15 protein-coding genes are annotated in these 25,556 nt (G+C 34.3%); 10 read left to right on the top strand and 5 right to left on the bottom strand.

The window, feature by feature from the left end:
* Nucleotides 1-45: 45 nt before the first annotated feature.
* Genes V6624_RS04230 through V6624_RS04220 form a run of 3 tightly spaced genes read left to right on the top strand, consistent with a single transcriptional unit; the run spans nt 46 to nt 5,489 of the window.
* On the top strand, nt 46-2,211 hold the full coding sequence (locus V6624_RS04230; RefSeq protein ID WP_338840965.1) for a family 43 glycosylhydrolase: 2,166 nt from the start codon (nt 46-48) through the stop codon (nt 2,209-2,211).
* Between the two features lie 20 nt (nt 2,212-2,231).
* The gene (locus V6624_RS04225; protein ID WP_338840964.1) at nt 2,232-4,190 is read left to right on the top strand and encodes a glycoside hydrolase family 97 protein; all 1,959 of its coding nucleotides are present in this window, start codon (nt 2,232-2,234) and stop codon (nt 4,188-4,190) included.
* Between the two features lie 6 nt (nt 4,191-4,196).
* Nucleotides 4,197-5,489, top strand: coding sequence for a DUF6055 domain-containing protein (locus tag V6624_RS04220; RefSeq protein WP_338840963.1), 1,293 nt, complete (start codon nt 4,197-4,199; stop codon nt 5,487-5,489).
* Between the two features lie 121 nt (nt 5,490-5,610).
* Here V6624_RS04220 and V6624_RS04215 read toward each other — a convergent pair whose 3' ends face one another.
* The 5 genes from V6624_RS04215 to V6624_RS04195 all read right to left on the bottom strand — a co-directional run bounded on the left by V6624_RS04215 (nt 5,611) and on the right by V6624_RS04195 (nt 14,789).
* Nucleotides 5,611-8,223 carry a T9SS type A sorting domain-containing protein gene (locus V6624_RS04215; protein ID WP_338840962.1) on the bottom strand — a complete coding sequence of 871 codons (2,613 nt, stop codon included), beginning with the start codon at nt 8,221-8,223 and terminating at the stop codon, nt 5,611-5,613.
* 278 nt (nt 8,224-8,501) lie between these two features.
* Nucleotides 8,502-9,890: an aminopeptidase P family protein gene (locus tag V6624_RS04210; RefSeq protein ID WP_111287810.1), complete on the bottom strand. Its 1,389-nt coding sequence runs from the start codon at nt 9,888-9,890 to the stop codon at nt 8,502-8,504.
* A 27-nt stretch (nt 9,891-9,917) separates the two neighbouring features.
* A complete protein-coding gene (locus V6624_RS04205) occupies nt 9,918-12,065 on the bottom strand; it encodes a S9 family peptidase (RefSeq protein ID WP_111287808.1) in 2,148 nt (715 codons plus the stop codon).
* Nucleotides 12,066-12,100: 35 nt separating this feature from the next.
* Nucleotides 12,101-13,771: a M1 family metallopeptidase gene (locus V6624_RS04200; RefSeq protein ID WP_111287806.1), complete on the bottom strand. Its 1,671-nt coding sequence runs from the start codon at nt 13,769-13,771 to the stop codon at nt 12,101-12,103.
* Nucleotides 13,772-13,934: 163 nt separating this feature from the next.
* The gene (locus tag V6624_RS04195; RefSeq protein WP_111287804.1) at nt 13,935-14,789 is read right to left on the bottom strand and encodes an AraC family transcriptional regulator; all 855 of its coding nucleotides are present in this window, start codon (nt 14,787-14,789) and stop codon (nt 13,935-13,937) included.
* 184 nt (nt 14,790-14,973) lie between these two features.
* Here V6624_RS04195 and V6624_RS04190 point away from each other — a divergent pair, with 184 nt between their 5' ends.
* From V6624_RS04190 to V6624_RS04160, 7 genes are all read left to right on the top strand, one after another.
* Nucleotides 14,974-15,888, top strand: coding sequence for a dihydrodipicolinate synthase family protein (locus tag V6624_RS04190; protein ID WP_111287802.1), 915 nt, complete (start codon nt 14,974-14,976; stop codon nt 15,886-15,888).
* A gap of 61 nt (nt 15,889-15,949) precedes the next feature.
* Nucleotides 15,950-17,533, top strand: coding sequence for an aldehyde dehydrogenase (NADP(+)) (locus tag V6624_RS04185; RefSeq protein ID WP_111287800.1), 1,584 nt, complete (start codon nt 15,950-15,952; stop codon nt 17,531-17,533).
* Nucleotides 17,534-17,535: 2 nt separating this feature from the next.
* On the top strand, nt 17,536-18,546 hold the full coding sequence (locus V6624_RS04180; protein WP_111287798.1) for a 4-hydroxyproline epimerase: 1,011 nt from the start codon (nt 17,536-17,538) through the stop codon (nt 18,544-18,546).
* Nucleotides 18,547-18,694: 148 nt separating this feature from the next.
* Complete coding sequence (locus tag V6624_RS04175; RefSeq protein WP_338840961.1) at nt 18,695-20,989, top strand: S9 family peptidase; 2,295 nt, start codon at nt 18,695-18,697, stop codon at nt 20,987-20,989.
* A gap of 35 nt (nt 20,990-21,024) precedes the next feature.
* Entirely contained in the window at nt 21,025-22,815 is a 1,791-nt protein-coding gene (locus tag V6624_RS04170; protein WP_338840960.1) for a DUF885 family protein, read from the top strand.
* A 19-nt stretch (nt 22,816-22,834) separates the two neighbouring features.
* Nucleotides 22,835-24,085, top strand: coding sequence for an FAD-binding oxidoreductase (locus V6624_RS04165; RefSeq protein ID WP_338840959.1), 1,251 nt, complete (start codon nt 22,835-22,837; stop codon nt 24,083-24,085).
* Between the two features lie 55 nt (nt 24,086-24,140).
* Entirely contained in the window at nt 24,141-25,553 is a 1,413-nt protein-coding gene (locus V6624_RS04160; protein WP_338840958.1) for an APC family permease, read from the top strand.
* Nucleotides 25,554-25,556: the final 3 nt, after the last annotated feature.

The raw sequence follows: 25,556 nt of genomic DNA, 5'->3' as shown, positions 1-25,556 counted from the left end.
CTAATCTGAACAGCTCAGTTATATTAAAATAATACTATTAGAATCATGAAAAAGAACATATTATTTATCTTCCTTTTACTGTTCTTTATGATAAGCGGTTTTGCGCAGGAAAAAGTAAATGTCAACTTATTAAATGCTGGAAATCCAATTCTGCCAGGGTATTATGCAGATCCAACTATTAAAAAATTTGGCGACATTTATTATATTTATGCTACCACAGATAATGAAATGTTGGCATCTGGAGCTCCAACCGTTTGGTATAGCAAGGATTTAAAAAACTGGTACAATTATACTATGGAAATTCCGTCTTTCACAGCAAAACCAATTACCAATTTTTGGGCGCCAGATATTGTTGTTGGAAATGATGGTAAGTATTATTTGTATTTTGGAAACTGTGAAATAGGCTGTAATATATACGGTTATGTTTCGGATACTCCGATAGGACCTTGGAAAAAATTAAATCAAAATGATGAACCCGTAATTTCAAATGGATATCCAAGAGAAGGTTTTCCATCCTTAGACGCACAATTTTTTAGAGATTCCGATGGGAAAATATACGGTTATTGGGGAACTTGGGTACATTATAATGGCGGATATGCCGTAGGAGAATTAAATAATTCTACGATGAAAGATATGATGAATTCCAAAAACATTCCGTTAAGTCAGACTCCAGAACCTTTTGAAGCCGCGTACATGATGAAAAAAGGGAACAAGTATATTTTGATGTATTCTGGAGCTTCTTGTCATGACGAAACTTATAATGTGAGATATTCATATTCAGATTCTCCTTATGGACCGTTTAAAGAAGGACTTAATAATCCGATTTTGAGTACAAATGAAGACAAAACAACACACGGACCAGGACATCATTCGGTATTAGAAGACGGAAAAGATTATTATATAGTCTATCACAAACACGATTATCCAATGACTCGAGGAGGCTTGGCTAGACAAGTCTGTATTGATAAAATGATTTTTGAAAACGATTCGACAATCAAAAAAGTAATTCCAACTTCAGTAGGTATTGGAAAAATGGTAAAAACAAATGTGCCTGAAAACTTAGTACTTAATGCCAAAGCAACGGCATCTTCTTATTATCATTTACAATCGTTAGAATACGATTATCAATACAAACCTGATTTTGCAATAGATGATAATAATGCAACAATGTGGAAAGCTGGCAGTAATGCGCTACCGCAAGATTTAACGATCGATTTAGGAAGCGTAAAAGAAATTAAAAGGGTAATGACCCAATTTGAGTTTGCAAGCTATTATTATCAATATACATTAGAATATTCTAAAGACGGGAAAAATTGGCATTTGTATGCTGATAAATCAAAAAATCGCACTTCTGGAAGTCCAATGATTGATGATACTAATGTGACGGCTCGTTTCTTAAAACTAAAAATTTTAGGTACAGAAAAAACAGGACTTTATGCGGCAGTTTGGAACATAAAAGTGTACAGTGAATTATTTGAACTTCCTCTAAAATTAGAAAACAAAAAATCGAATGTAGAACCTGCAGCTGTAAGTTCGCATAAAATGCTGATAGATCTTGATGTTACGAATGAAAAAAACAATACTTCGTTTAGCAGTTTGCCAAATAAAGGTTCGTTAGGAGGTTCGTTTACAAAAACGGGAGATGTAAAAATCTCTTTGGATAAAGAAAATAAAATTAAGGCTCTTAATTTTGTAAATGGCGCTTTGATTTTGGATAAGCCCGTTCCTAAAAGTTTGGCTTGGAATGGTTCTTATTCTGTTGCAGTCTGGGTGAAAAATCCAGAAGTAGCCAAAGAAGGAGAGTTTCTGGCTTCATGGTGTGATCGTTCAGAATATAATTTGGCAAATTCTTATAATGCATTGGCATATAATATCGGACATTATGGTGCCGCACCGCATTTAGACGGCCATTTTGATATGAAATACAACAAAGTTCCAGAACAAAATAAATGGCATCATCTTGTTTTGACTTTTGATGGTGTTGTGGAAAAAATTTATGTAGACGGCGTACTCGATAATGCTCAAAATATGATGCTGTCATCGGCTATAAAAAATGCTAAAATTATAATTGGTGCTTCAGATATTGGAGAAAATTATTCTGGTTTTATGGCATCTTTTAAAATGTATGATTACGGATTGAATAAATATGAGGTGCTAAATTTAATGAAACAAAGTGCGCCTAAAGCAACTAAAGAACCTTCTAAAAAATAGTTTAAATAAAGCATTCGAAAATGAAAAAAAGAGTACTGATTTTATGCGGCTTACTGTTATGCGCGTACCAAGCTTCTTCTCAAACTTATGAAGTTAAATCTCCAAATGGACGCATTCAGATAAAAGTGAATAATTCCGATAAAATTTCTTGGTCGGCATCATTAAATGGAAATTTGATTATTGAAAATGCAGAAGCAGGAATGGATTTTTCGTCAAAAACAAATTTTGGATTGAATCCGAAAGTTAAAAAACAGACGGTAAAAAGTGTGTCTCAAAACATATATGCCATAGTGCCAATTAAAGAAAGCGAAATAAAAGATGAGTACACGGAACTCTCTATTACTTATCAGGGAAATTATAAACTTAATTTTCGTGCTTATAATGACGGAGTTGCCTATCAGTTTATAGACGAAGCTAAAGAAAAACGAAATGTAATTTCTGAAAAAGTCTCTTTATCATTTCCGAAAGACTCTCGTTCTCTATTTCCTCAGGAAGAATCTATGTATTCTCACAATGAACGATTGTATTTGGATAAATCTTTAAATGATATTGCTTCAAAAGATTTTTGCAGTCTTCCGGTTTTGTTTACTACGTCTAAAGCCAAAGTTTTATTTACCGAAACAGCACTTCATGATTATCCGGGTCTATTTTTAAAAGGCAACGGAAACACAACTTTAAATGCAATATTTCCAAAATATGTTTTAGAAGCAGTCGATAAGGGCGGAAAATCAGATCGTGTGCAAACCATTGCGAAAGAAGCAGATTTTATTGCCAAAACAAACGGAAGCAGAGCTTTTCCTTGGCGTGTATTTATGATTAGTGATGACGATCGCACTTTTATAGAAAGTAATTTGTCTTACCAGCTGGCAGAGCCAAATGTGCTTAAAAATACCGATTGGATTAAACCTGGAAAAGTAGCTTGGGATTGGTATAATGATAATAATATTTATGGCGTTGATTTCAAAGCGGGTTTAAATACAGCAACTTATAAATATTTTATAGATTTTGCTGCAGCGAATAAAATTGAATATGTAATTCTTGACGAAGGCTGGACAAAATCGACTACTGAAATTCTTGATTTTAATCCTGCAATGGATGTCAAAGAATTGATTCGATATGGAAAAGAAAAAGGGGTCGGCATAATTCTTTGGGTGCTTTGGAAACCATTGGATCAGAATTTATTGCCAATCTTAGAAGCCTATAAAAGCTGGGGAGCAAAAGGAATAAAAATTGACTACATGCAACGCAACGACCAATATATGGTAAATTCTTATGAGCAAATTGCCAGAGAATGTGCAAAATTGGAATTATTGGTAGATTTTCACGGTGCATTTAAGCCTTCTGGTTTACACCGAAAGTATCCAAATGTATTGAATTATGAAGGAGTTAGAGGGAATGAAAACAATAAATGGAGCGAAGACATTACGCCAGAACATACCGTAACGATTCCGTTTATTAGAATGGCGGCTGGACCAATGGATTTTACACCCGGATCGATGATTAATAAACAGCCTAAAAATTTTGCCATAAGTTTTAATAATCCGATGACAATGGGAACGCGCGCGCATCAGGTGGCCATGTATGTTGTTTATGAAGCGCCGTTGCAAATGATGTGCGAATCGCCGTCAACTTATTATAAAGAACAAGAAACAGTTGATTTTATAACTCAAATCCCAACAGTTTGGGACAAAACAGTTGTGCTTCATGGTTCTGTTGGAAATTATATTGTAGTAGCAAGAAAAAAAGGCGATAAGTGGTTTATTGGAGGAATGACAGATGCAGATGCTAGAGAATTGCCTATTGATCTTTCTTTTTTAGGTGAAGGAAATTTTTCAATGGAAGTATTTTCAGATGGGATCAACGCAGAAGCATTTGCGCAAGATTATAAAAAAGAAGTTTTAGAGGTTACTAAAAATACAAAAGTAACGGCTAAAATGGCATCTGGAGGAGGCTGGTCTGCGATTATTACGAAAAAATAATAGCGAATGAATAACGCCAAGAAAATTGCTACACTTCTTTTTTTATCATTTGTTGGGGTAATAAATGCACAAAAAGAAGTCTCGGCGAAGAAAAGATATATTCCAGCTAAAATTTGGTCAGTTCCAGATCATAATAATTATGATTCACCTGATGGCGATTACAGTTACAGCCGAATGATAGAGTCGGATAATATAGTGATGTTCTGGCATAAAGAATATGGCAATGATCCGACTTTAAATACTGATATTAAAAAGCGTTTCGATCCTAAAAAAGCAATGGAAGAATGTGAACGATTTTATCAGTTTTATGTAAATGATTTAAAATTGGTTCAAAAAGGACACTCAGTAAGCGATCAATATAAATTACTAATATTTGTTTTTGGAGGAACTGAAAATACCGCTTTTGGAGGTGGAGAAGAGGATAAAGTGGGCATTTTATGGACTCCAGCTGTCCGAATAAATAAAGTTCCTTATGGGGCATTAGCGCATGAAATTGGTCATTCATTCCAATACATGAGTCATGCCGACAGCAAAACGGGGCCATCTGGACCTGTTATGGAAATGTCGGCTCAATATATGCTTTGGCAGGTTTATCCTGAATGGATGACTTTTGAAAATTATCATCTTCAAGATTTTTTAAAAGGAACACATTATGCTTTTCTGCATCCAGCAAATATGTATCATTCTCCTTATGTTTTGGAATATTGGTCTGAAAAACATGGTATTGATTTCTGGGGAAGATTCAGCCGATCAACTAAGGAAGGAGAAGATGTTGTAATGACTTATAAGAGAATTAATAATCTTTCGCAGGAACAATTTAATGATGAAATATTTGATGCTTCTCGAAAATTTATTACTTGGGATTTAAAAAGAATAGATGAGGTTGCAAAGCCATATCGAAACCTGCATTTTTCGAAATTGAATGAAATAGAAGAAAATTGGTATCAAATAGATTCTACAAATTGTCCTCAGGATTATGGTTATAACGGAATAAAACTAAACGTTCCAGCGGCAGGAACAAAAGTTAAACTGAAATTTAAAGGTTTAGCTGAAACCAAAGAAGCTGGCTGGCGCTACGGATTTGTAGCCTCATTAAAAGATGGCAGTAGAGTTTACAGCACAGTTTTTAAGAAGAGCGAAGATGAAGTTGAATTTAAAATTCCTAAAAATACAGAGTATTTATGGTTAGTGGTTAGCGGAAGTCCGAAAGAGCATGAAAAGCATTCTTGGGAAAATGAGAAAGAAGTTTATAGAAGTTTTCCATATAAGGTACATTTCGAAAACACAAAACCATTTTAGTTATTTAATTTGATTAAAAAAAAGCTTTATAAATTTATAAAGCTTTTTTTGTTTTATGAAAACTGCACCTTTCATTTGAAAGATGCAGTACATTTTTAATTAAATATGTTTAGCTAAATTGCTACTTTACAATAATCTTTTTGGTCTGTTTAAAATTTTGAGATTGAATGGTTACAAAATAAATACCTCTTGATAAATTACCCGTATGGTATTGTTCTTCAAGATTGTAGTTTTTATTTTCAAATACTACTTGACCATTAATGTTGGTTATTTTTAAATTGTAAGTTTCAGTATTTTCATTTGAGACTTTAATGTTAAGCAAAGAAGCATTATTAGTTGGATTTGGATAAACCAAAAAGTTAGGAGACGAATTTGAAAAATCGGTAACTGCAAGATTTTCAGTTATAATCGCTTTCCAATCCCACCAATTTTTATCTACACTAGCCGTACTTGTAGCTCCGTCTTCCAATTTAATTCTGTAATTGAATTTAGCTTTACGAGTAGTTTCGCCTTCAAAAACATAATCTGAATTACAAATTACAGCGAATATAACACCATTTGCTGGAATACCTTGAGCAAAAGAAATAGTGCAATCGCCAGCATAAACGGGCTGAGTATAAATAGTTTTTCCTTCTTTGGTGCGGTAGCATAATTGAATCGACATATTTTCTCCTAAAGGTTCAAAAAATACAGTAGCTTGATTTCCTTCAACATGAATCGGAATAAAATTTGCGCCAGACCAGCCAGGCAGTGTCTTTTCGTTTGGAATTAAATATCCGTTTTCGTCTGTAGTTGTTATTGCATAAGGTGTTGCTTTCCATTTTTCTACATTGATAAGAGCTGGTTGTTCAGGCCCTAATTCGCGTCCCATATTATTTCGATACAGATTTAAAATAGGCTGTTCAAATTTTCCAAAATCGGACAATGCTAATCTTGCTCTGTATTCCTGAATCAATTTGCGTGTTTTGGTATCTCCTAAACCATTCACAACACCATTACCGTTTGCAATACCTTCTAAAACACGTCCTTCGCAATAATTCCAAACCCACGGTAAACTTTTTTCATCTACAATTTCTCCTAAAAACGTTGGAAATACAGAACTGTACTGAACTCCTCCAATAATATCTCGAGTTAATCTTAAAGTTACTCCTTCTGAATTTTGAACTCCAGAATCGACACCTTCAGCAGAAGGCCCTCCAAAGGAACCATCTTGAAGCCATCCGCTATAACATTCGATAGGAATAAAAGGCGCGATAACAGAACCTGCACTTAACCATCCTAAATCAACATTACTATAATCTGTACTTCCAGTTTTTTTGATATCCAAAACGGTTTGCAGCCAAACATTTGAACCTTCATGAAACCAAGCTGCTTTTCTGCATCCAGGCAAAGAGGCATAAATAGCGTGTATTCCTTCGTGAACACAAGCACCAGTTTGATATTGTGCATCTGGAAAAGTAGTATTAGGATCGAAACTCGCAACAGGATAATAAGACAAAAGAACCATTGGCCAGCTTTCTCCATCTGGAGTGCCAACGCCGCTCTGCCATCCTCCTAAATCTGTATTTGAAGCGGTATCGGTACACAAACCAGAACCATATAGATACACAGAACTGCGATATCCTGCTCGATACAATTTGTCTGGCGGCCAACCCATATTATCTCTTAGAAAAGTAAAATCGCTATCTAAACGTTTTAACAATAAATCTACAGCTGTATCTGTAACCAAAGGGTTAGCATTTGGGCCAGCAACAAATGTCCACGAACCTACGCTTGTGGATTTAGCTGCATTACAGCCATTATAGTTTGGATAGTCTTCTTCTAAACTTTTTGTAGGTTTTGGAAAATCAGGATAATCTGCTTTAAAATCGTAATGAAGCGTGGTGTCATAACTTGGCCATATACTGAAGTCACTATTGTTTTCTTTTACAGTTAGAAAAAAAGATAGAGTACTTTCTGTACCGCAATCATTGATGTAGGTAAAACGATAAGTTCCAGAATTTTCTACTAGTAAATTGGAGAGCGTAATGTTTTGGTTACTCGACACAAAATTATTTGGACCAGTCCATTTCATTTTGCCTCCTGTTGCATTGTTTGCAATTGAGGTTAAAAACTGTACACTTTCGGTTGGAGAAACAACGGCATAATTTTGAGCTTTTTCGCTTCCGTTATTTATTTTGGTAGTTGCTGTCAATCCTGTGGGATCGCATTGAGTTGTTTCTACGCCAAAAACTTGGAATTCAACTACTCCGGTTGCAGTAGTACTTTTGAAATAAACCCTTAATTTCTTAGCTTTAAAATTTAAATTTCCAACAGAATTAAATTGGTTTAAAGCTAATCCGACCGAACCAGCATTAATCCAATCAAGTCCGTCCCAATACATAATGTAGGCATCTGTAGGTTGAGCAATTCCTCCAAAATCTGTAAACCAATATAAGGAAACAGTATTTATTTGATGGGCAAAATCCCAATCGTATTCTATCCAATTGTAGGTGTTGTAGGCTGCTTCACCATCCCAATTTCCATAAATAGGATTTGTTCGATCATCAGAACTAATGGGTGTAAAACCATCATTTACCGCACTTAGACTTTCCCAAGGCGAAACATGAGAGGTGCTTACTTTTGTAGAACTCAGCATTGCTAAATTTGTCTGAGCATTTAAATTTTCTGCGAAGAGCACAAAGAGTCCAAGAAGCAGAAAAGATAAAAATCGGGGTAATTTTTTTTCTTTCATAAGGATAAGTTTTGGTTGTTAATTGTTTAAAAAAAATCATGCGCTTCTTTACTGTCGAAGTGCGATTTTAAATAAGTCTGACTGGTTAAAAAGAATTTCCACTCTTTAAACACTAAGTTAAGACTAGTCTTATTAAAATCATATGTACTTAATTATCTGATAATTAGTAAAAGTTAACCAGTATTTACTTTTCGATAAACTTCAAAAAAAAGCCGTCTCATAATTTGAGACGGCTTTTTTGATTTTAGGTGAATGTTATAAAGCGCTATTTCATAGGTTTAAAATGCTCTTAATGCTTCAATATCTTCTGCTGTTTTGGCAAGTGGTTTTCCTAATAGTTTATAAGAATCCTTTGTAATAAGAAAATCTTCTTCTATACGAATTCCTCCAAAATTTCTATAAGCTTGAACTTTATCATAATTGATAAATTCACTGTATTTTTTTTCTGCTTGCCATTGATCGATTAATTCTGGTATAAAATAAATTCCAGGTTCTACGGTCAAGACAAATCCTTCTTCGAGTTCTTTTGCCAGACGCAGTGATTTTAATCCAAATTCGGTGCTCTTTTTTAAAGTATCGGTATATCCTACATATTGTTCGCCAATATTTTCCATGTCATGAACATCCATTCCCATCATATGGCCTAAACCACATTGAAAAAATAGGGTATGGGCACCTGCGGCTACGGCTTCATCCAAATCGCCTTTTACTAAACCAAGAGATTTCAATCCAGTTAAAATTTCTTTACATGCCGTAAGATGCGAATCTTTAAAGAAAGTTCCTGGTTTTAGAGTGGCTATTGCGGCTTCTTCGGCTTTTAAAACAATATTATAAATTTCTTTCTGCTGAGAAGTAAAAGTATTGGAAACTGGAAAAGTCCTTGTCATATCTCCAGCATAATGCATATTTGTTTCAGCACCGCAATCGCATAAAACCATTTGCCCATTTTGTAAAACATTGCTGCCAGCATGATTGTGTAAATATTGTCCATTTATAGTTAGAATTGTTGGAAATGCAAGATGACCGCCTTTACTGATCGCTGTGCCTTCTACTTGCCCCGCAATTTCATATTCGGTCATTCCTGGGCGTGCGATTTGTATTGCTTTTAAATGCATTGCAGCCGTTATATCTATCGCTTTTTCAATCTCAATCAGTTCTTCATTTGTTTTATAAGAACGCTGTGCAATTATCGCTTTTGACAATTCAATTGAAGCTTTTTTTGCTATTTCGTTAGGGTGAATATCCAACAGAGAGCTTAATTTTAAAGTAATTGCGGCACGATAAGGAGGAAGAAAATGAATAGCACGTTTTTGCTGTAATGCATTTTTAAGTATGCCTTCTACAAAAGATAAAGGCTGTACGGCTGTAATTCCTGATTTTTCTGCAAAAACATTTAACGAATCTTGTGGCCCAACCCAAACGGTTTGTTCAATCGTGAGATTATCGCCAAATAGTATTTCAAGATCCGAATCAATATCGATTACTAAAAATAAAGAAGGAAGATCTATTCCTGTATAATATAAAAAACTGCTGTCTTGTCTAAAATGATAGATATTATCTCTATAGTTCATTCCGACTTCTTCATTTCCAGGTAAAATAATAATGCCTGAACCAATTGCTTTTTTTAAGATTTGTCTTCTATTTATATAAGTTTCTCTGCTAAACATATTTTGATATTGTATTTAAATCTGATATTATATTCCTCCGCCAGGGCAGTGTTCTTTTAAGTATTGTGTAAATAATTGAGACAAGTGTTCTGAAGTTCCTTCACCCTCATCGATGCTATGTGTACGATTTGGATAGCTCATCATTTGAAATTGCTTCCCATTTTTTACTAATTCGTTAACAAGCATTTCAGCTCCTTGATAATGTACGTTGTCATCGCCAGTTCCATGAACAAGCAATAAATTACCTTGAAGTTTATTTGCATAGGTAATAGGAGAGCCTTTTATAAAAGGTTCTTTGTTTTCTTGAGGCAGTCCCATATAACGTTCCTGATAGATGTTGTCATATAAAAGCTGATTAGGCACAGCAGCAATAGCAATTCCTGTTTTGTAAATTTCCGGATATTGAAATAAAAGATTCAGTGTAGTAGAGCCGCCGCCGCTCCATCCCCAGACCGCAATTCGGTTTTGATCTACAAAAGGCCATTTTAGAATTTCTTTAGCAGCCATTGCCTGATCTCGAACATTTATAATTCCGATGTTTTGGTAAATAGATTTTCGCCAAGCGGCACCTTTTGGAACTGGAGTTCCTCGACCATCCAAACTGATCTGAATGTATCCATCTGCAGCAATATCGCCATTATATAAAAAAGTGCCAGCATAACCAGCCGCATCTTTTACAGTTGCGCCTGCAGGTTCTGTGTAAACATAAAATAGAACAGGATATTTTTTTGTTTCATCAAATGGAGTTGGTTTTATCATCCATCCGTCGAGAGTTATGTTGTCAGCCGTTGTAATCTGAATCATTTCGACATTGTTGCTTAACTCAGTATTTTGATCTATTTTTTTAATTACTTTTTGATTAGAAAGTTCTACCCATTCTGATTTTCTTTCGTTTTTATGATTAGAAAATTTATGTTGAGCATATTTTGCATCGGGAGATAATTGATAATTGTGCGTGCCAATTTCATTAACAGGAGATACTTTTACTAGTTTTCCTTTTCCGTTTAAAAGTGTTTTGTATAAATATTGCTGTGTAGCATTTTCAGGTGAAGCTAAAAAGTAAACAAAACCACTTTTTTCGTCAACAGCTTTAATTTCTATAATATCATATTTTCCGTTGCTAACTAAAGACTCTTTTCCATTTTTACTGATTCTGTATAAATGTCTCCAGCCATCTTTTTCAGACAATGATAGAAATTCTTTTCCGCTATTGATCCATTTCCAGCCTTCATCTTCAGTTGGTAATATGTCAATCCAAGAATTATTTTTTTCAGAATAAATTTGATTTGCTTCGCCATTTTTTGGATTGCACAAAAAGAGTTTGGCCTCATTTTGTTTGCGATTTAACTGTTCAACCAAAATCGAAGAACCATCAGGAGTCCATTGCATTAAAGGAATATAATGTTGCTTAGAATCGCCTGGAACGTTCATCCAAGTGGTTTGAAGTGAAGCAATATTGACAACTCCAACTTTACATGCTGACGGATCTTGCCCTGCTTTTGGATATTCTACAGGAATTGTATAAGAGTAGATAGAATCTGTATTATTGATCATTAAGAAATTTTTGATTTTAGTTGCATCAATTTGCCAAAATGCAATGCTTTTTCCATCTGGACTCCAGCGAAAACCATCTCTGCAATTAAATTCCTCTTCGTAAGCCCAGTCAAAAGTTCCGTTTATTAATCGGTCAGTTCCATCAGTAGTCAACGCAGTTGCTTTTCCAGAATTAAGATCTTCAACATACAAATTGTGATTGCTTACATAAGCAATTGAACTGTTGTCTGGTGATAGTTTAGCAAACATTAAAGACGATTCTGGCCTGCTTTTTCCAATCTGATGCAATTCATTGGTTTCTAGGTTTAAAATCCAATAATCGCCACGTGTTTCTAGTCTCCAGACTTTTTTCGAATTAGTATAAATCAAAACTAATTTTTCGTTTTTACTGAACTCAAAATCTTTGATATCTAAAGCTTTATTGCTTCCTTTTGCTGTAAGCTGTTTTGTGTCAACAATTTTGGTTGGAGTAAAATTGGGTAATTCATATTGTATTATTTCTCCTTTTTCTATTGTGTAATAACTTTTGTTATTATTGGCCCATTTTAAATTTTGGGCGTTAGTGGTTAGAAAAAAAAGAGGTGCAATTAAAAAGAAAAAAAGAGAAATTGTTTTTTTCATAGTATCGAAATATACTTTAGTTAATAATTGAGATTTTATTTTATGTTGGTTTCCAAAATTGGATTTATATAATACATTTTTGTAATAGAAGCTACATCAAATAAAGACACTTGATCTTTTGATAAAGCAATATTCTGCCATTGATCTGACGGTATTATTTTGATTTTTTCGTTATTACTTTTTAATGTCAGAGGCAAATTAAAACCGCTTATGCAATTTGTATAGCGGTAGAAAACTTTGGTTTTATCTGTATTAAAATAGAATTCAAAATTAGGAATTTGTGTTGTTTTAAGATATTGTTCGAAAACTTTATCGTAGCTAAAATTAAGCTTTTTTGAGATATAATTTTCAATCTGTTTTGAGTCAACCGTTTGATGATAAAATTCTTTTCCTAATCCCCTCATTACTTCTCGAAATAAAGTATCATTATCCACTCCATGACGAATGGCGTGGAGCATATTACCCGCTTTTGGGTACATATCTCCGCTTCCTTGCGCATTGACATTGTAATCGGGGATTATTGGTCTGTCATTTTGTACTCCTTTACGAGTTCCTGCATTGTATTCATCACCAGCTTGTTTTCCAAAAATATAATCCACAAAAAGAGTTTCGCTATAATTCGTAAATCCCTCGTGAACCCACATATCAGCCAAATCATTTGTTGTAATGTTATTGCCAAACCATTCATGTCCGCTTTCATGAATAATAATAAAATCCCATTTCATTCCCCATCCAGTTCCAGAGCCATCATTGCCACGATATCCTGGTTTATAATGATTTCCGTAGGAAACCGCACTTTGATGCTCCATTCCAGTATGTGAAGTTTCTATTAACTGATAACCATCTTCGTAAAATGGATAAGGTCCCATCCAATATTCAAACGCATCTAACATATTATGAACTTCTTTCGGCATATATTTTTTGGACTTTTCTAAATTATAATCCAAAACCCAATAATTTAGATCCAAATTGCCTTTTTCGCCTTTATAAGTTTCACTGAAATTGACATATTTACCAATGTACGGAATAATGCAATAATTACTAATCGGATTTACAACGGCCCATTTATAAGAGGTTGTTCCATCATTATTTTTCTTCTTAAACTGTAATCTTCCGTTGGCAATTGCTGTTAAAGAATCAGGAACAATCATCGTTAAACTGGCACCATTATTAGGTTCGTCGCTTTGGTGATCTTTGCACGGATACCAAACAGATGCGCCCAAACCTTGACAAGCTACTGTCATCCACGGACGGCCTAAGGAATCTTTAGTCCAAATCCATCCTCCGTCCCAAGGCGCTTTTATTGCTTCATGGACTTTTCCGTGATAGAAAATATCAACTTTGTTACTTGTTTTAATTTTAGATTTAGGGGTTTTAATATACCAAACACCATTTTCTTTGGCAAAGCTTAATTTTTTTCCAGATTGAATTACACTGTCAATAACCAAAGGGTTTTGTAAATCGATCTGCATTTTGGTATTGCTTTTTTCTTTAACTGTCTTGTAAGTTATAGTATTGCTGCCGGATATTAATTTGTTGTTGTAATCAGGTTTTACAACTATATCATAACGCAACGCATCCCACCATTGTCTTTCGGGAGTCAAACTGCCACGTAAAGTGTCTGATAGCGTGTATATTTTTGTTTTTTGAGCAGAAGAAATGAATGTAAAACACAAAAAAACAAGAGTGAAATAGTTCTTAATCATGGCATTTTAAATTTGAAATGTTTAAAAAATTAGCTGAGCTAAAAATCTTTTTCATTAAAGAAAAAGAGTGTAGGTTTTCAAAAGTATGCACATTTAGACGATTAAAGCTAGGCTTTTATTATCAAGATATAATAGAATATTACTTAAAATGGCCGAAAATATATTATGATTTAATGAGTGAATTTTTAAACTCAAAAGGCGTTTTCTTTTTGATCTCTTTAAATTTTCTGTTGAAATTTGAAATGTTATTAAATCCGCTTAATTCCGAAATTTCTATGATCGATAATTCCTTGTTTTTTATAAGAAGTTTTGCAGCGTGTTCAATTCTTATTTCAATCAAAAATTGGAAAAAAGTCTTTTTAGTACGTGTTTTAAAATATTTGCAGAAAGCATTTTTGGTCATGTTTGCAATCTGAGCAATTTCGTCCAGAGTGATATTTTTTTGATAATGAGTCATAACAAAATCAAAAACCATTTGCATTCGTTTTCCTTCGGCGTCAGTAAAAGGTTTGTTGAAAACATAATTAGAAAGATGTTTTTTGTCTGATTGGCTAAAGGCTTTTAGCATAGACATCAGAAGAATAAAGCGATCATATTTATCAGCTTCTTTAAATTTTTTAAACTTTCTTATAATAGATGGTTTTGCATCTCTAATTTGTATTCCATTTTTAATGGCAGTAAAAAAAGGCTCTACTATATTTAATTCTGGTAAATTGAAAAAGTCTTTTCCAAAACCATTTTCGGTAAAAAAGACGGTAAGCATGACAGACATTCCTCTACTTTCAGAAATATCACTTTTAAAAACATGAGGTAAATTGCTTCCTAATATAATAATGTCGCCTTTTTGATATTCGGTAATCATATCTCCAACTAAAATTTTACCTTCTCCTTTCTTTATATAACTAATTTGAATCTCTTCATGCTGATGGTATTTGTCATAAAAAATAGTTTCGCAGTCTTCTTGATAAATAAATGCTTCTTCACTTGATTTCGGTATTTTAAATGGAAAAACTTTCATTGCGTACTTATTTTTTTATATTTTACGGAAAGATATAAAAATTAATAAAAGATGAATTAAAATTAATCTAGTTTTTGTTAAAATGTTACAAATGAGATAATATTGTATAGGTTTTTGATAATATTCTTAGGTGAAATTTTTGGTACCCCTCGATACCTTTGAAATAAATAAAAATAAATAAATTATGAATATTCAATGGAAAGGGGTAATGCCAGCTGTTACCACAAATTTTACAGCTGAAGACACTTTAGATTTTAAAATGTTTGAAAAAAATCTTAATTATCAATTAGATGCTGGAGTAGAAGGCGTTATTCTTGGAGGAACTTTAGGAGAGGCGAGTACTCTTTTAGAAGAAGAAAAACAAGATTTAATTCTTGAAACAGTTCGCATAGTTGATGGAAAGGTTCCTGTAATTATGAATATTGCAGAACAAACAACTCGCGGAGCTATTGAAGCTGCAAACAAAGCCGAAGCTAATGGAGCAAGAGGTTTAATGATGCTGCCTCCAATGCGATATAAAGCTACCGATTTTGAAACTGTTGAATATTTTACACAAGTAGCTAAAAATACTTCTTTACCAATTATGATCTACAACAATCCAGTTGATTACAAGATTGAGGTAACGTTGGATATGTTTGAAGAACTTCTAAAATTAGATAATATTCAAGCAGTGAAAGAATCTACGAGAGATATTTCAAATGTAACCAGAATCATTAACCGATTTGGAAGCAGATTGAAAGTCCTTACAGGAGTTGATACATTAGGTTTAGAAAGTTTATTGATGGGCGCTGACGGATGGGTTGGTGGTCTTGTAGATGCATTTCCAGAAGAAACGGTTGCCATTTATAAACTAGCTAAAGCGGGCAGAATTCAAGAAGCATTGACAATTTACCGTTGGTTTTTGCCTTTGTTAGAATTGGATATAAATGCTCAGTTAGTTCAAAATATTAAGTTAGCCGAAGTGGGAACAGGATTAGGAACGGAATATGTACGTGCGCCAAGGTTACCGCTTATGGGAGCTGAAAGAGAACGTGTTTTGGCAATTATTGATAATTCATTAAAAAATAGACCAACATTGCCAGAATATAAAAGCCTGTAATTAAAAGTTTTTTGAAACTTTTTCAATTTTTAGAATTACTTAACCCTATAATAAAGAATACATGATTACTGGAAAAAATTACATAGGAAATCAGTTGTCAGCTAGTGGCGATAAAACCTTCAAAACGTTTAATCCGCAGCAAAACGTAGATAATCCTTGGCAGTTTACCGAAGCAAGTAATGAAGAAATCGAATTAGCGACAGCTCTTGCTAATAAAGCATTTTTAACATTTCAGAAATGTACTGGTAAAGAAAAAGCTTTGTTTTTAAGAGCAATTGCAGATGAGATTTTAGCTTTAGGAGATAGCTTGTTAGACGTATATTGTCAAGAATCTGGTTTGCCAAGAGGACGTGCTGAAGGAGAAAGAGGACGAACTATAGGGCAATTAACCGCTTTCGCTGATTTAGTAGCTGAAGGTTCATGGGTAGAGGCAACAATCGACACAGCTATTCCTGACCGAGTGCCATTACCAAAGGTAGATTTGCGCAAAATGATGCGACCTTTAGGCACTGTAGTTGTTTTTGGATCCAGTAATTTTCCATTCGCTTATTCTACTGCTGGCGGCGATACAGCATCTGCGTTGGCTGCTGGATGTCCAGTTATTGTAAAAAGTCATCCAATGCACGCTGGTACGGGAGAACTGGTGGCTTCGGCAGTAATTAAAGCAGCTCAAAAAACGAATATGCCAGAAGGAGTTTTTTCTAATTTAAATAGTAGTGGTATTGAAGTTGGAGTCAAATTAGTGGAACATCCTTTGGTTAAGGCAATCGGATTTACGGGAAGTATAAAAGGCGGACGTTCTTTATATGACTTAGCCGCAAAACGTGAAGAGCCAATTCCGGTTTTTGCAGAAATGGGAAGTATAAATCCTGTTGTAATCCTGCCAGAAGCATTGAAGCATAATTCTGAAAAATGGGCCGTTGCGTGTGCTGGTTCTGTAACATTGGGCGCGGGACAATTTTGTACCAATCCTGGATTGATGCTTGGAATTAAAAGCGATTCTTTAAAAACTTTTACAGAACAGCTGGCTGTTGAAATTTTAAAAATTTCGCCAAGCTGCATGTTAAATCCATCTATTTATAAAAATTATAAGTCGAATAATGAGCTGTTAAGTTCACAAGACGGAATTGAAATTGTAGCAGAATATGCTGAAACTGATAATCCAAATTATGCTTCACAAAAATTACTTACCGTTTCAGGCAAAATCTTTTTAGAAAATCCAGTTTTACATCGTGAAGTTTTCGGCCCTTTTTCAATATTAGTGCAATGTGAAGACGAAATTGAATTGGTTACTATAATTGAAAAACTAGAAGGCCAGTTGACTGGTAGTATTTTGGCAGAAGAAAATGAGATTGAAAATTATGAAGAAATAGTAGAGGCACTAGGAAATCGTGTTGGGCGAATAATTTTTAACGGATTACCAACTGGAGTTGAGGTATGTCCGTCTATGGTGCATGGCGGACCGTATCCTTCTTCTTCAGATTCTAGATTTACGGCAGTGGGAATTGGTTCAATTAAACGATGGGTGAGACCTTTTAGTTATCAAAATTGGCCAAACAATAAACTTCCAGAAGCGCTTCAAAATGAAAATCCGCTTGGAATTTCAAGATTAGTTAATAATGTTCAAACAAGAGATTCAATTTAAACATGGCTAGAAAAACTTTTTTTTGTGTAGATGCACATACTTGCGGTAATCCAGTTAGAGTAGTCGCTGGCGGAGGCCCAAATTTAATTGGGGCAAACATGAGCGAGAAAAGACAGCATTTTTTAAGCCAATATGATTGGATTAGAAAAGGATTAATGTTTGAACCTCGCGGACATGATATGATGAGCGGAAGTATTTTATTTCCGCCAACTAATCCTGAGAACGATTTTGGTATTTTGTTTATCGAAACATCAGGTTGTCTGCCAATGTGTGGACACGGTACAATTGGTACGATTACGATCGCAATTGAAGAAGGATTAATTAGTCCAAAAGTTCCAGGAAAAATAAATATGGAAGCTCCTGCTGGCTTAGTTAAAATTGAGTACAAACAAGTAGGTAAAAAAGTAGAATGGGTTAAATTGACTAATGTAAAATCGTATTTAGCGGCAGAAAATTTAACTATAGATTGCCCAGAATTAGGCGAGTTAGTTTTTGATGTTGCTTATGGCGGAAATTACTATGCCATTGTAGATCCGCAAAAAAACTTTTCTGGGATTCAAGATTTTACAGCTAGTAAAATTGTGCAATACAGTCAGGTTGTGAGAGCAAGAATTAATGAAAAATATCCAAATTTATTTATTCATCCTGAAAATGATACCATCAGAGATGTGAGTCATATGTTATGGACAGGCACACCTTTAGATCCGACTTCGTCAGGCAGAAATGCTGTTTTTTATGGCGATAAAGCTATAGACAGATCACCTTGTGGTACAGGAACATCGGCGAGAATGGCGCAATTGCATGCTAAAGGACTGCTTAAAAAAGGAGATGAATTTATACATGAAAGTTATATCGGAAGCAAGTTTGTTGGAAGAATAGAAGAAGAAACTGCAATTGGAGATATAAAAGCAATTGTTCCGAGCATACAAGGATGGGCCAAAGTTTATGGTTACAATACCATAATTATTGATGAAGAAGATGATCCATACGCACATGGATTTCAGGTGTTGTAATTCAAATTTCTTGAACTAACAGTTTTTTAGTTTTTGCAGAATCGTGAATAGGACTTTTAAGCCTGCTTTTGGAGGTTTCTAGTTCTATTGGCAAACTTATTTTTGTTTCTATAATTAAATAGGGAAGTCTCCTTGTATTTAAATAACTATGAAAAAGAATTTACTCATTTTTGCCTTCTTAGTATCATTTCTTAACTGTAATTTATATTCGCAGAATAAAGGAATGATACCTTATCAGCCTTCAAAAGCCGAAATTTTGGAACGATATAAAAAAGCACTTTTGCTTGATGCGGCAGTAAAAAATACAGTTTTTAAGACCAGCATTAGAGCGCAATGGCAAAGTGATCAAAAAACATTTTGGTATTCGAATGTTTTAAAAGATAGTCTTATCGAATACATTTTGGTTGATGCCGAAAAAGGAACAAAAAGTATCTTCTTTGATGAACCTAAATTAAGATCTGCCATAACCAATTTTACGCAAAAAAAAATCCCTCAAAAAAGCCTTGTTATTGACAGCATAAATTATGATGCAAAAACGAGTTCAATAGCTTTAAAATATGATAAAGATTATTATCAGGTAAAGCTTTCAGATTACAGTATTCAAAAAATCAACTCTTTGCCTAAAGATATTACGAAATATCCAAGCTTAAATCGGCAATGGCAAAGATGGAATTCTTTTCAGACAGATAGCATTTCGCCCAATAAAAAATGGCTTGCTTTTATAAAAGATAATAATGTTTTTATAAAGCCAATTGCTGGCGGAGATGCGATTCAATTTACAAAAGACGGTACAAAAGAAAAACCGTATGGTTCTCTATCGTGGGCGCCAGACAGCAAATATATTGTAGGTTATCATATTACTCCTGTTACCGATTTACCAGTTCATTATGTTTTAACATCGGTAGCCAATACCACTCGAGGAGAATTGCATTCTCAGCCTTACAAACAGCCGGGAGATCCTTTTACAACTTATGAAATGTTCTTGTTTCATGTTGAAAATCAAAAAACAGCAAAAGTAAATACTCCGATTATTGATTTTTTTGATGCTCCAGAATTGCATTGGAGAAAAGATAATCCTAATTATTTCACTTTCGAAAAAGTAGATCGTGGCCATCAAAGATTTAGAATTTTTGAAGTGAATGCTCAAACTGCCGAAACGCGTTCTATAGTAGATGAAAAAACAGATACTTTTATTTACGAATCAAGATTGTTTACACATTATCTGAAAGAAAGTAATGAAGTTGTAATGTCTTCAGAAAAAGATGGTTGGAGACATTTGTATTTAATTGATGCGATATCAGGGAAGGAAAAACAAATTACTAAAGGAGAATGGGTTGTACGAAGTATAGATAGCATTGACGAAAAGAAAAGAGAAATATGGTTTTCGGCAAGCGGAATGAACTCAAATGAAGATCCATATTATCTTCATAATTACCGAATAGGTTTTGATGGAAAGAAATTAGTAAATCTTACTCCTGCGAAAGGGAATCATATTGTTGCTTTTTCGAAAAACAAACAATACTACGTAGACTCTTATTCAGAGCCTAATGTGGCGACGATCATAGAACTTCATCGCACTTTGGATGGAAAAAAAATAATGGATCTTGAAAAATCAGATGCTGCCGCTTATATCGCTACAGGAACGTCTTTGCCAGAACCTTTTCATGCAAAAGGCAGAGATGGCGTTACAGATATTTGGGGAATAATATGCCGTCCCGCAGATTTTGATCCGAATAAAAAATATCCTGTAATTGAAAGTATTTATGCAGGTCCGCAGGATTCTTTTGTTCCCAAAAACTTTATGGATCGTTATACGACTGAGATGCAGAGTTTGGCTCAGTTAGGATTTATAGTCGTACAAATTGACGGAATGGGTACAGCAAATAGATCAAAAGCTTTTCATGATGTTTGCTGGAAGAATTTGAAAGACGCAGGTTTTGAAGATCGAATTTTATGGATTAAAGCTTTGGCAAAAAAATATCCGTATGTCGATGATTCTAGAGTTGGATTGTATGGCACTTCTGCCGGCGGGCAAAATGCTTTAGGCGGTTTATTATTTCATCCAGAATTTTATAAAGCAGGAGTAGCGGCTTGCGGCTGTCATGACAATCGGGTTGATAAACAATGGTGGAATGAGCAATGGATGGGATATCCTGTTGGAGAGCATTATCAAGAACAATCAAATGTTACAAATGCGGGCAAACTTACGGGAGATTTATTATTAGTGATTGGAGAAGCCGATGAAAATGTACCGCCAGAATCTACGTATCGCGTTGCTGATGCTTTGATAAAAGCGGGAAAAACTTTCGAATTTCTGCCTTTGCCAGGCGTTGGTCATAGTGATGGCGGACCTTATGGAAGACAGAGAAAACGTGATTTTTTTGTAAAACATTTATTAGGAGTAGATCCTCCAAGCCGAAATAGTAATGAACTAAATCAGTAAAAACTCGGAGTCTTTAACTATACCAAAATACCACAATGATTAAAACCAAAAAAAATAGAACCAGTTTTTTTCTCGCCTTAGTCTTTTTAATTTTTATAAAGCCAGTATCTTCTTTTGCACAGAATTTCAGTTCAGATTTGTATTTGCAAACCAGTGAAGTAAACAATACGATGGTGCATTATGAAGCAGACAAAGGAAGCATTATGCGTTTTTATGCAACCAATAGCAATGCAGATACTTTTGGCGTACAATATAATGAAGGTAACTACAATACTCCCGAACGAAGAAACCGCCGTTTGCAATTAATTTCGGATTATAAAAAAACACTCGAAGGATTAAATTTTGACGCCATGAACATCAATGGTAAAGTAGACTATATTTTATTTAGCAGAAATTTAAGCGGCGAGGAATATGAATTAGTACAGCAGCAGAAATTATACGATAAGATAAAAGTCTATTTTCCTTTTGATGAAAAAATTTATGCTTTAGAAAAACCACGCCGAAGAGGTTTAAAAGTTAATGGAGAAACAGTAGCAAAAGAATTAGAAGACTTACGAATTGCAATTAAAGAGCAAATCAAAAAAGTCGAAAAAATAGAAGGTTTAGATAAAGCTTCTTCAGAATTTGCAGTTTTAACTGCGAAAGGTTTACAGGAAATTTTGAAGAATTATTTTGACTTTTATAATGGCTACGATCCGTTGTTTTCTTGGTGGGTTCCTAAAACTTATACTGAAGTTGATGCAGTTTTGGCAGAATATGCAATTCTATTAAAATCAAAAAGAAAAGATACTAGTACGCAAAAAGACGACGGAAGCGGTATTGTTGGAAATCCAATAGGACGAGAAGAATTAATTCGCCAATTGCAGACCGAATTTATGTCTTATTCACCAGAAGAATTGGTTGCTATTGCAAACAAAGAATTTGCTTGGTGTGATGCGGAATTATTAAAAGCTTCACGCGAAATGGGTTTTGGAGACAATTGGAAAGCAGCGCAGGAGAAAGTTAAAAATTCTTTTGTTGCGCCTGGAGACCAACCACAGGCAATGCTTGATTTATACAATCAGTCGGTAGATTTTTTAAAACATAATAATCTTTTGACCATACCGCCAATTGCTGAAGAAAGTTGGCGCATGTATATGATGTCTCCTGAAGCACAAAAAATAAATCCATTTTTTCTAGGGGGAGAATCTCTTATAATCTCTTACCCAACGAGTACCATGTCTTACAGCGAGAAGATGATGAGTATGCGTGGAAATAATCCCAATTTTTCAAGAGCGACCATTCATCATGAATTAATTGCAGGTCATCATTTACAACAATTTATGAGAGATCGATACAAAGCTTATCGTCATTTTGATACTCCATTTTGGGTTGAAGGAAATTCATTGTACTGGGAGATGCTGTTGTGGGATTTGAAATTTCCTCAGACGCCGCAAGATAAAATTGGTATGTTATTTTGGAGAATGCATCGATGTGCACGAATTATTTTTTCTCTAAACTATCATTTAGGAAAATGGACTCCGCAGCAATGTATTGATTTTTTAGTCGATCGAGTAGGACACGAACGCGCGAATGCTGAAGGTGAAGTACGTAGATCATTTGTTGGCGGTTATAGTCCGTTATATCAAATTGCTTACATGTTGGGCGGATTGCAGTTTACTGCCTTAAAAGAGGAATTAGTCACAAGCGGTAAAATGACGTATCAGCAATATCATGATGCTATTTTGAGAGAAAATGCCATGCCAATTGAATTGTTAAGAGCATTGTTAACCAATCAGTCGTTGCAGAGAGATTTTAAAACCAGTTGGAAATTTTACAAACTTTAATTTAGATATAAGCACATTTATGAAACATGTAGTAGTAATAGGCGGAGGAATTATAGGACTTAGTTCGGCATTTTATTTACAGCAAAGTGGCTGTAAAGTTACCGTAATAGATAAAGATAATTTTGAAAACAATTGTTCCTATGGGAATTTAGGATACGTTTGTCCGAGTCATTTTATACCATTGGCAGCACCTGGAATTGTGTGGCAGGGATTCAAATGGATGTTTAACTCTAAAAGTCCGTTTTATGTAAAGCCTTCTTTTAATAAAGCATTACTAGATTGGGGAATTAATTTTATAAAAAGTGCTACAGAAACAAATGTGAGTAAATCGGCTATTCCGCTTAGAGATATATCATTATTGAGTCAGAATGAATTTTTGGAATGGAAAAAAATTCCGGGATTTGAATTTGCATACGAACACAAAGGAATGCTGGAAGTTTTTCAGACAGAAGCTGTTGCAAAACACGCAGAACATACTGTTTCGAAAGGGAGAGAATTAGGTTTGGATGTAAATTTATTGGATTATGAAGCTTTACAGGCATTAGAGCCTCAGACAAAAATTAATGCAATTGGAGCTGTTCAGTTTAATTGCGATGCGCATATTTATCCGAATAAATTAATGAAGGTTTTAAAAGAACATTTATTAGCAAATGGTGTTCATTTTCAATCTGGAGAAACTGTTGTTTCTTTTGAAAAAGAAAACAGTGCTGTAAAAAAAGTAATTACTAATAAAGATTCTTACGATGCAGATGAAATTGTAATTGCGACAGGAGCATGGACTAAAGAAATTGCTGCTTTAGTAAATGCTAAAGTTTCTCTTATGCCAGGAAGAGGATATTCCATAACATTAGAAGATTCAGACTATAAAGTAAATCATCCAATGATTCTGGCAGAAGGTAGAGTAGCAATAGCACCAATGGATGGCAACAAAATTAGATTTGGAGGCACAATGGAAGTTGTGCCTACAACTGAAAAACCGCAGTACCATCGTATAAACGGCATATTGAATGCAGTTAAAGATTTCCTGCCAGAATTTGATATTCAAAAACCAGCAGACGAAGATATTTGGTACGGTTACAGACCATGTTCTGCTGATGGTCTTCCATATATTGGCAGAATTAAAAAATACAATAATGTTGTTGTTGCAACTGGACATTCTATGATGGGATTAAGTCTTGGTCCAGGAACAGGAAAATTGGTTTCAGAAATAGTAAATAGAAAAACTACAAGTATCGATATAGATGCTTTTGAAGTAGAAAGGTTTGGGTAAACAAAGATTCTAAAAACAGATTTTCATTCAAAACAAAAAACAAAAACAAGGAAATATGGAATCAACAACCGAAAAAAATAATTTCAAAAGATCATTAGGATTATTAGATGCCACAATGATTGTTGCTGGTTCTATGATTGGATCAGGAATCTTCATTGTTAGTGCAGATATAATACGTAATGTAGGATCGGCGGGTGCATTATTATTAATCTGGTTGTTTACTGGATTTCTAACAATAGCTGCAGCATTAAGTTATGGAGAATTAAGCAGCATGTTTCCTAAAGCTGGCGGACAATATGTGTATTTAAAAGAAGCTTTTAATTCGCTTACAGGGTTTTTATATGGGTGGAGCTTTTTCGCAGTAATACAAACAGGTTCTATTGCGGCGGTTGGTGTAGCTTTTAGCAAATTTGCAGCTTATGTTTTTCCTTCCTTAAGCGAAAAAAATATTATCATAGATTTGAATTTTTTGCAAATATCAGCTGCACAATTAACGTCTATAATTTTGGTTGTTTTTCTAACTTACATTAACACAAGAGGTGTAAAAGAAGGAAAAATGATTCAGACTATTTTTACGCTGGTAAAACTAATTGCATTGTTCGGACTTATCATTTTTGGTTTTACACTTGCAGCTAAAGCTGATATCTGGAAAGCGAATTGGAGCACTGGTTTTTCTGTAAATAAAATAGAAGGAAATACGCTGGTTCCTTATTCAGGATTTGCTATAATGGGAGCTTTAGCGGCAAGTCTTGTCGGAAGTTTGTTTAGCAGTGATTCCTGGAATAATGTCACTTTTATTGCTGGCGAAATAAAAAATCCTTCTAAAAATATTGGGAGAAGCCTTTTCTTAGGCACTTTGATTGTAACTGTAATTTACATTGCAACCAACATGATGTACTTATCTGTTCTTTCGATAAATGAAATTGCAAATGCAGAAAACGATCGTGTTGGAGTTGTGGCATCTCAGCATATTTTTGGAAGTTCTGGAACTTACATTATCGCAATATTATTAATGATTTCGACTTTTGGATGCAATAACGGATTAATACTTTCAGGCGCGCGTGTTTATCATACGATGGCAAAAGACGGATTGTTTTTTAAAAAATTAGCTCATTTAAATAAAAACGGAGTGCCAGAAAAAGCGTTATGGATTCAATGTATTTGGGCATCTGTACTTTGTTTAAGCGGAAAATATAATGAACTCTTAGATTATGTAATTTTTGTAGTTTTAATATTTTACATTTTAACCATTGCAGGAATTTTTAGACTTCGCAAAACAAAACCAGATTTAGATCGTCCGTACAAAGCAATAGGTTATCCAATACTTCCTTTTATTTATATCGTTGCGGCTTTGACTATTTGTATTATGCTCTTGATTTATAAATACAATTCTTCGATTCCAGGGTTGGCAATTGTACTTTTAGGAATTCCAATCTATTACTATTTTGTAAATAAAGGCAATAAATAAAAA

The sequence above is a fragment of the Flavobacterium ginsenosidimutans genome (assembly GCF_037478105.1).
GTDB classification, from domain to species: Bacteria; Bacteroidota; Bacteroidia; order Flavobacteriales; family Flavobacteriaceae; genus Flavobacterium; species Flavobacterium ginsenosidimutans.
The sequence above is the reverse complement of the archived record's forward strand: the minus strand, read 5'-3'. Positions and strand labels throughout refer to the sequence as shown.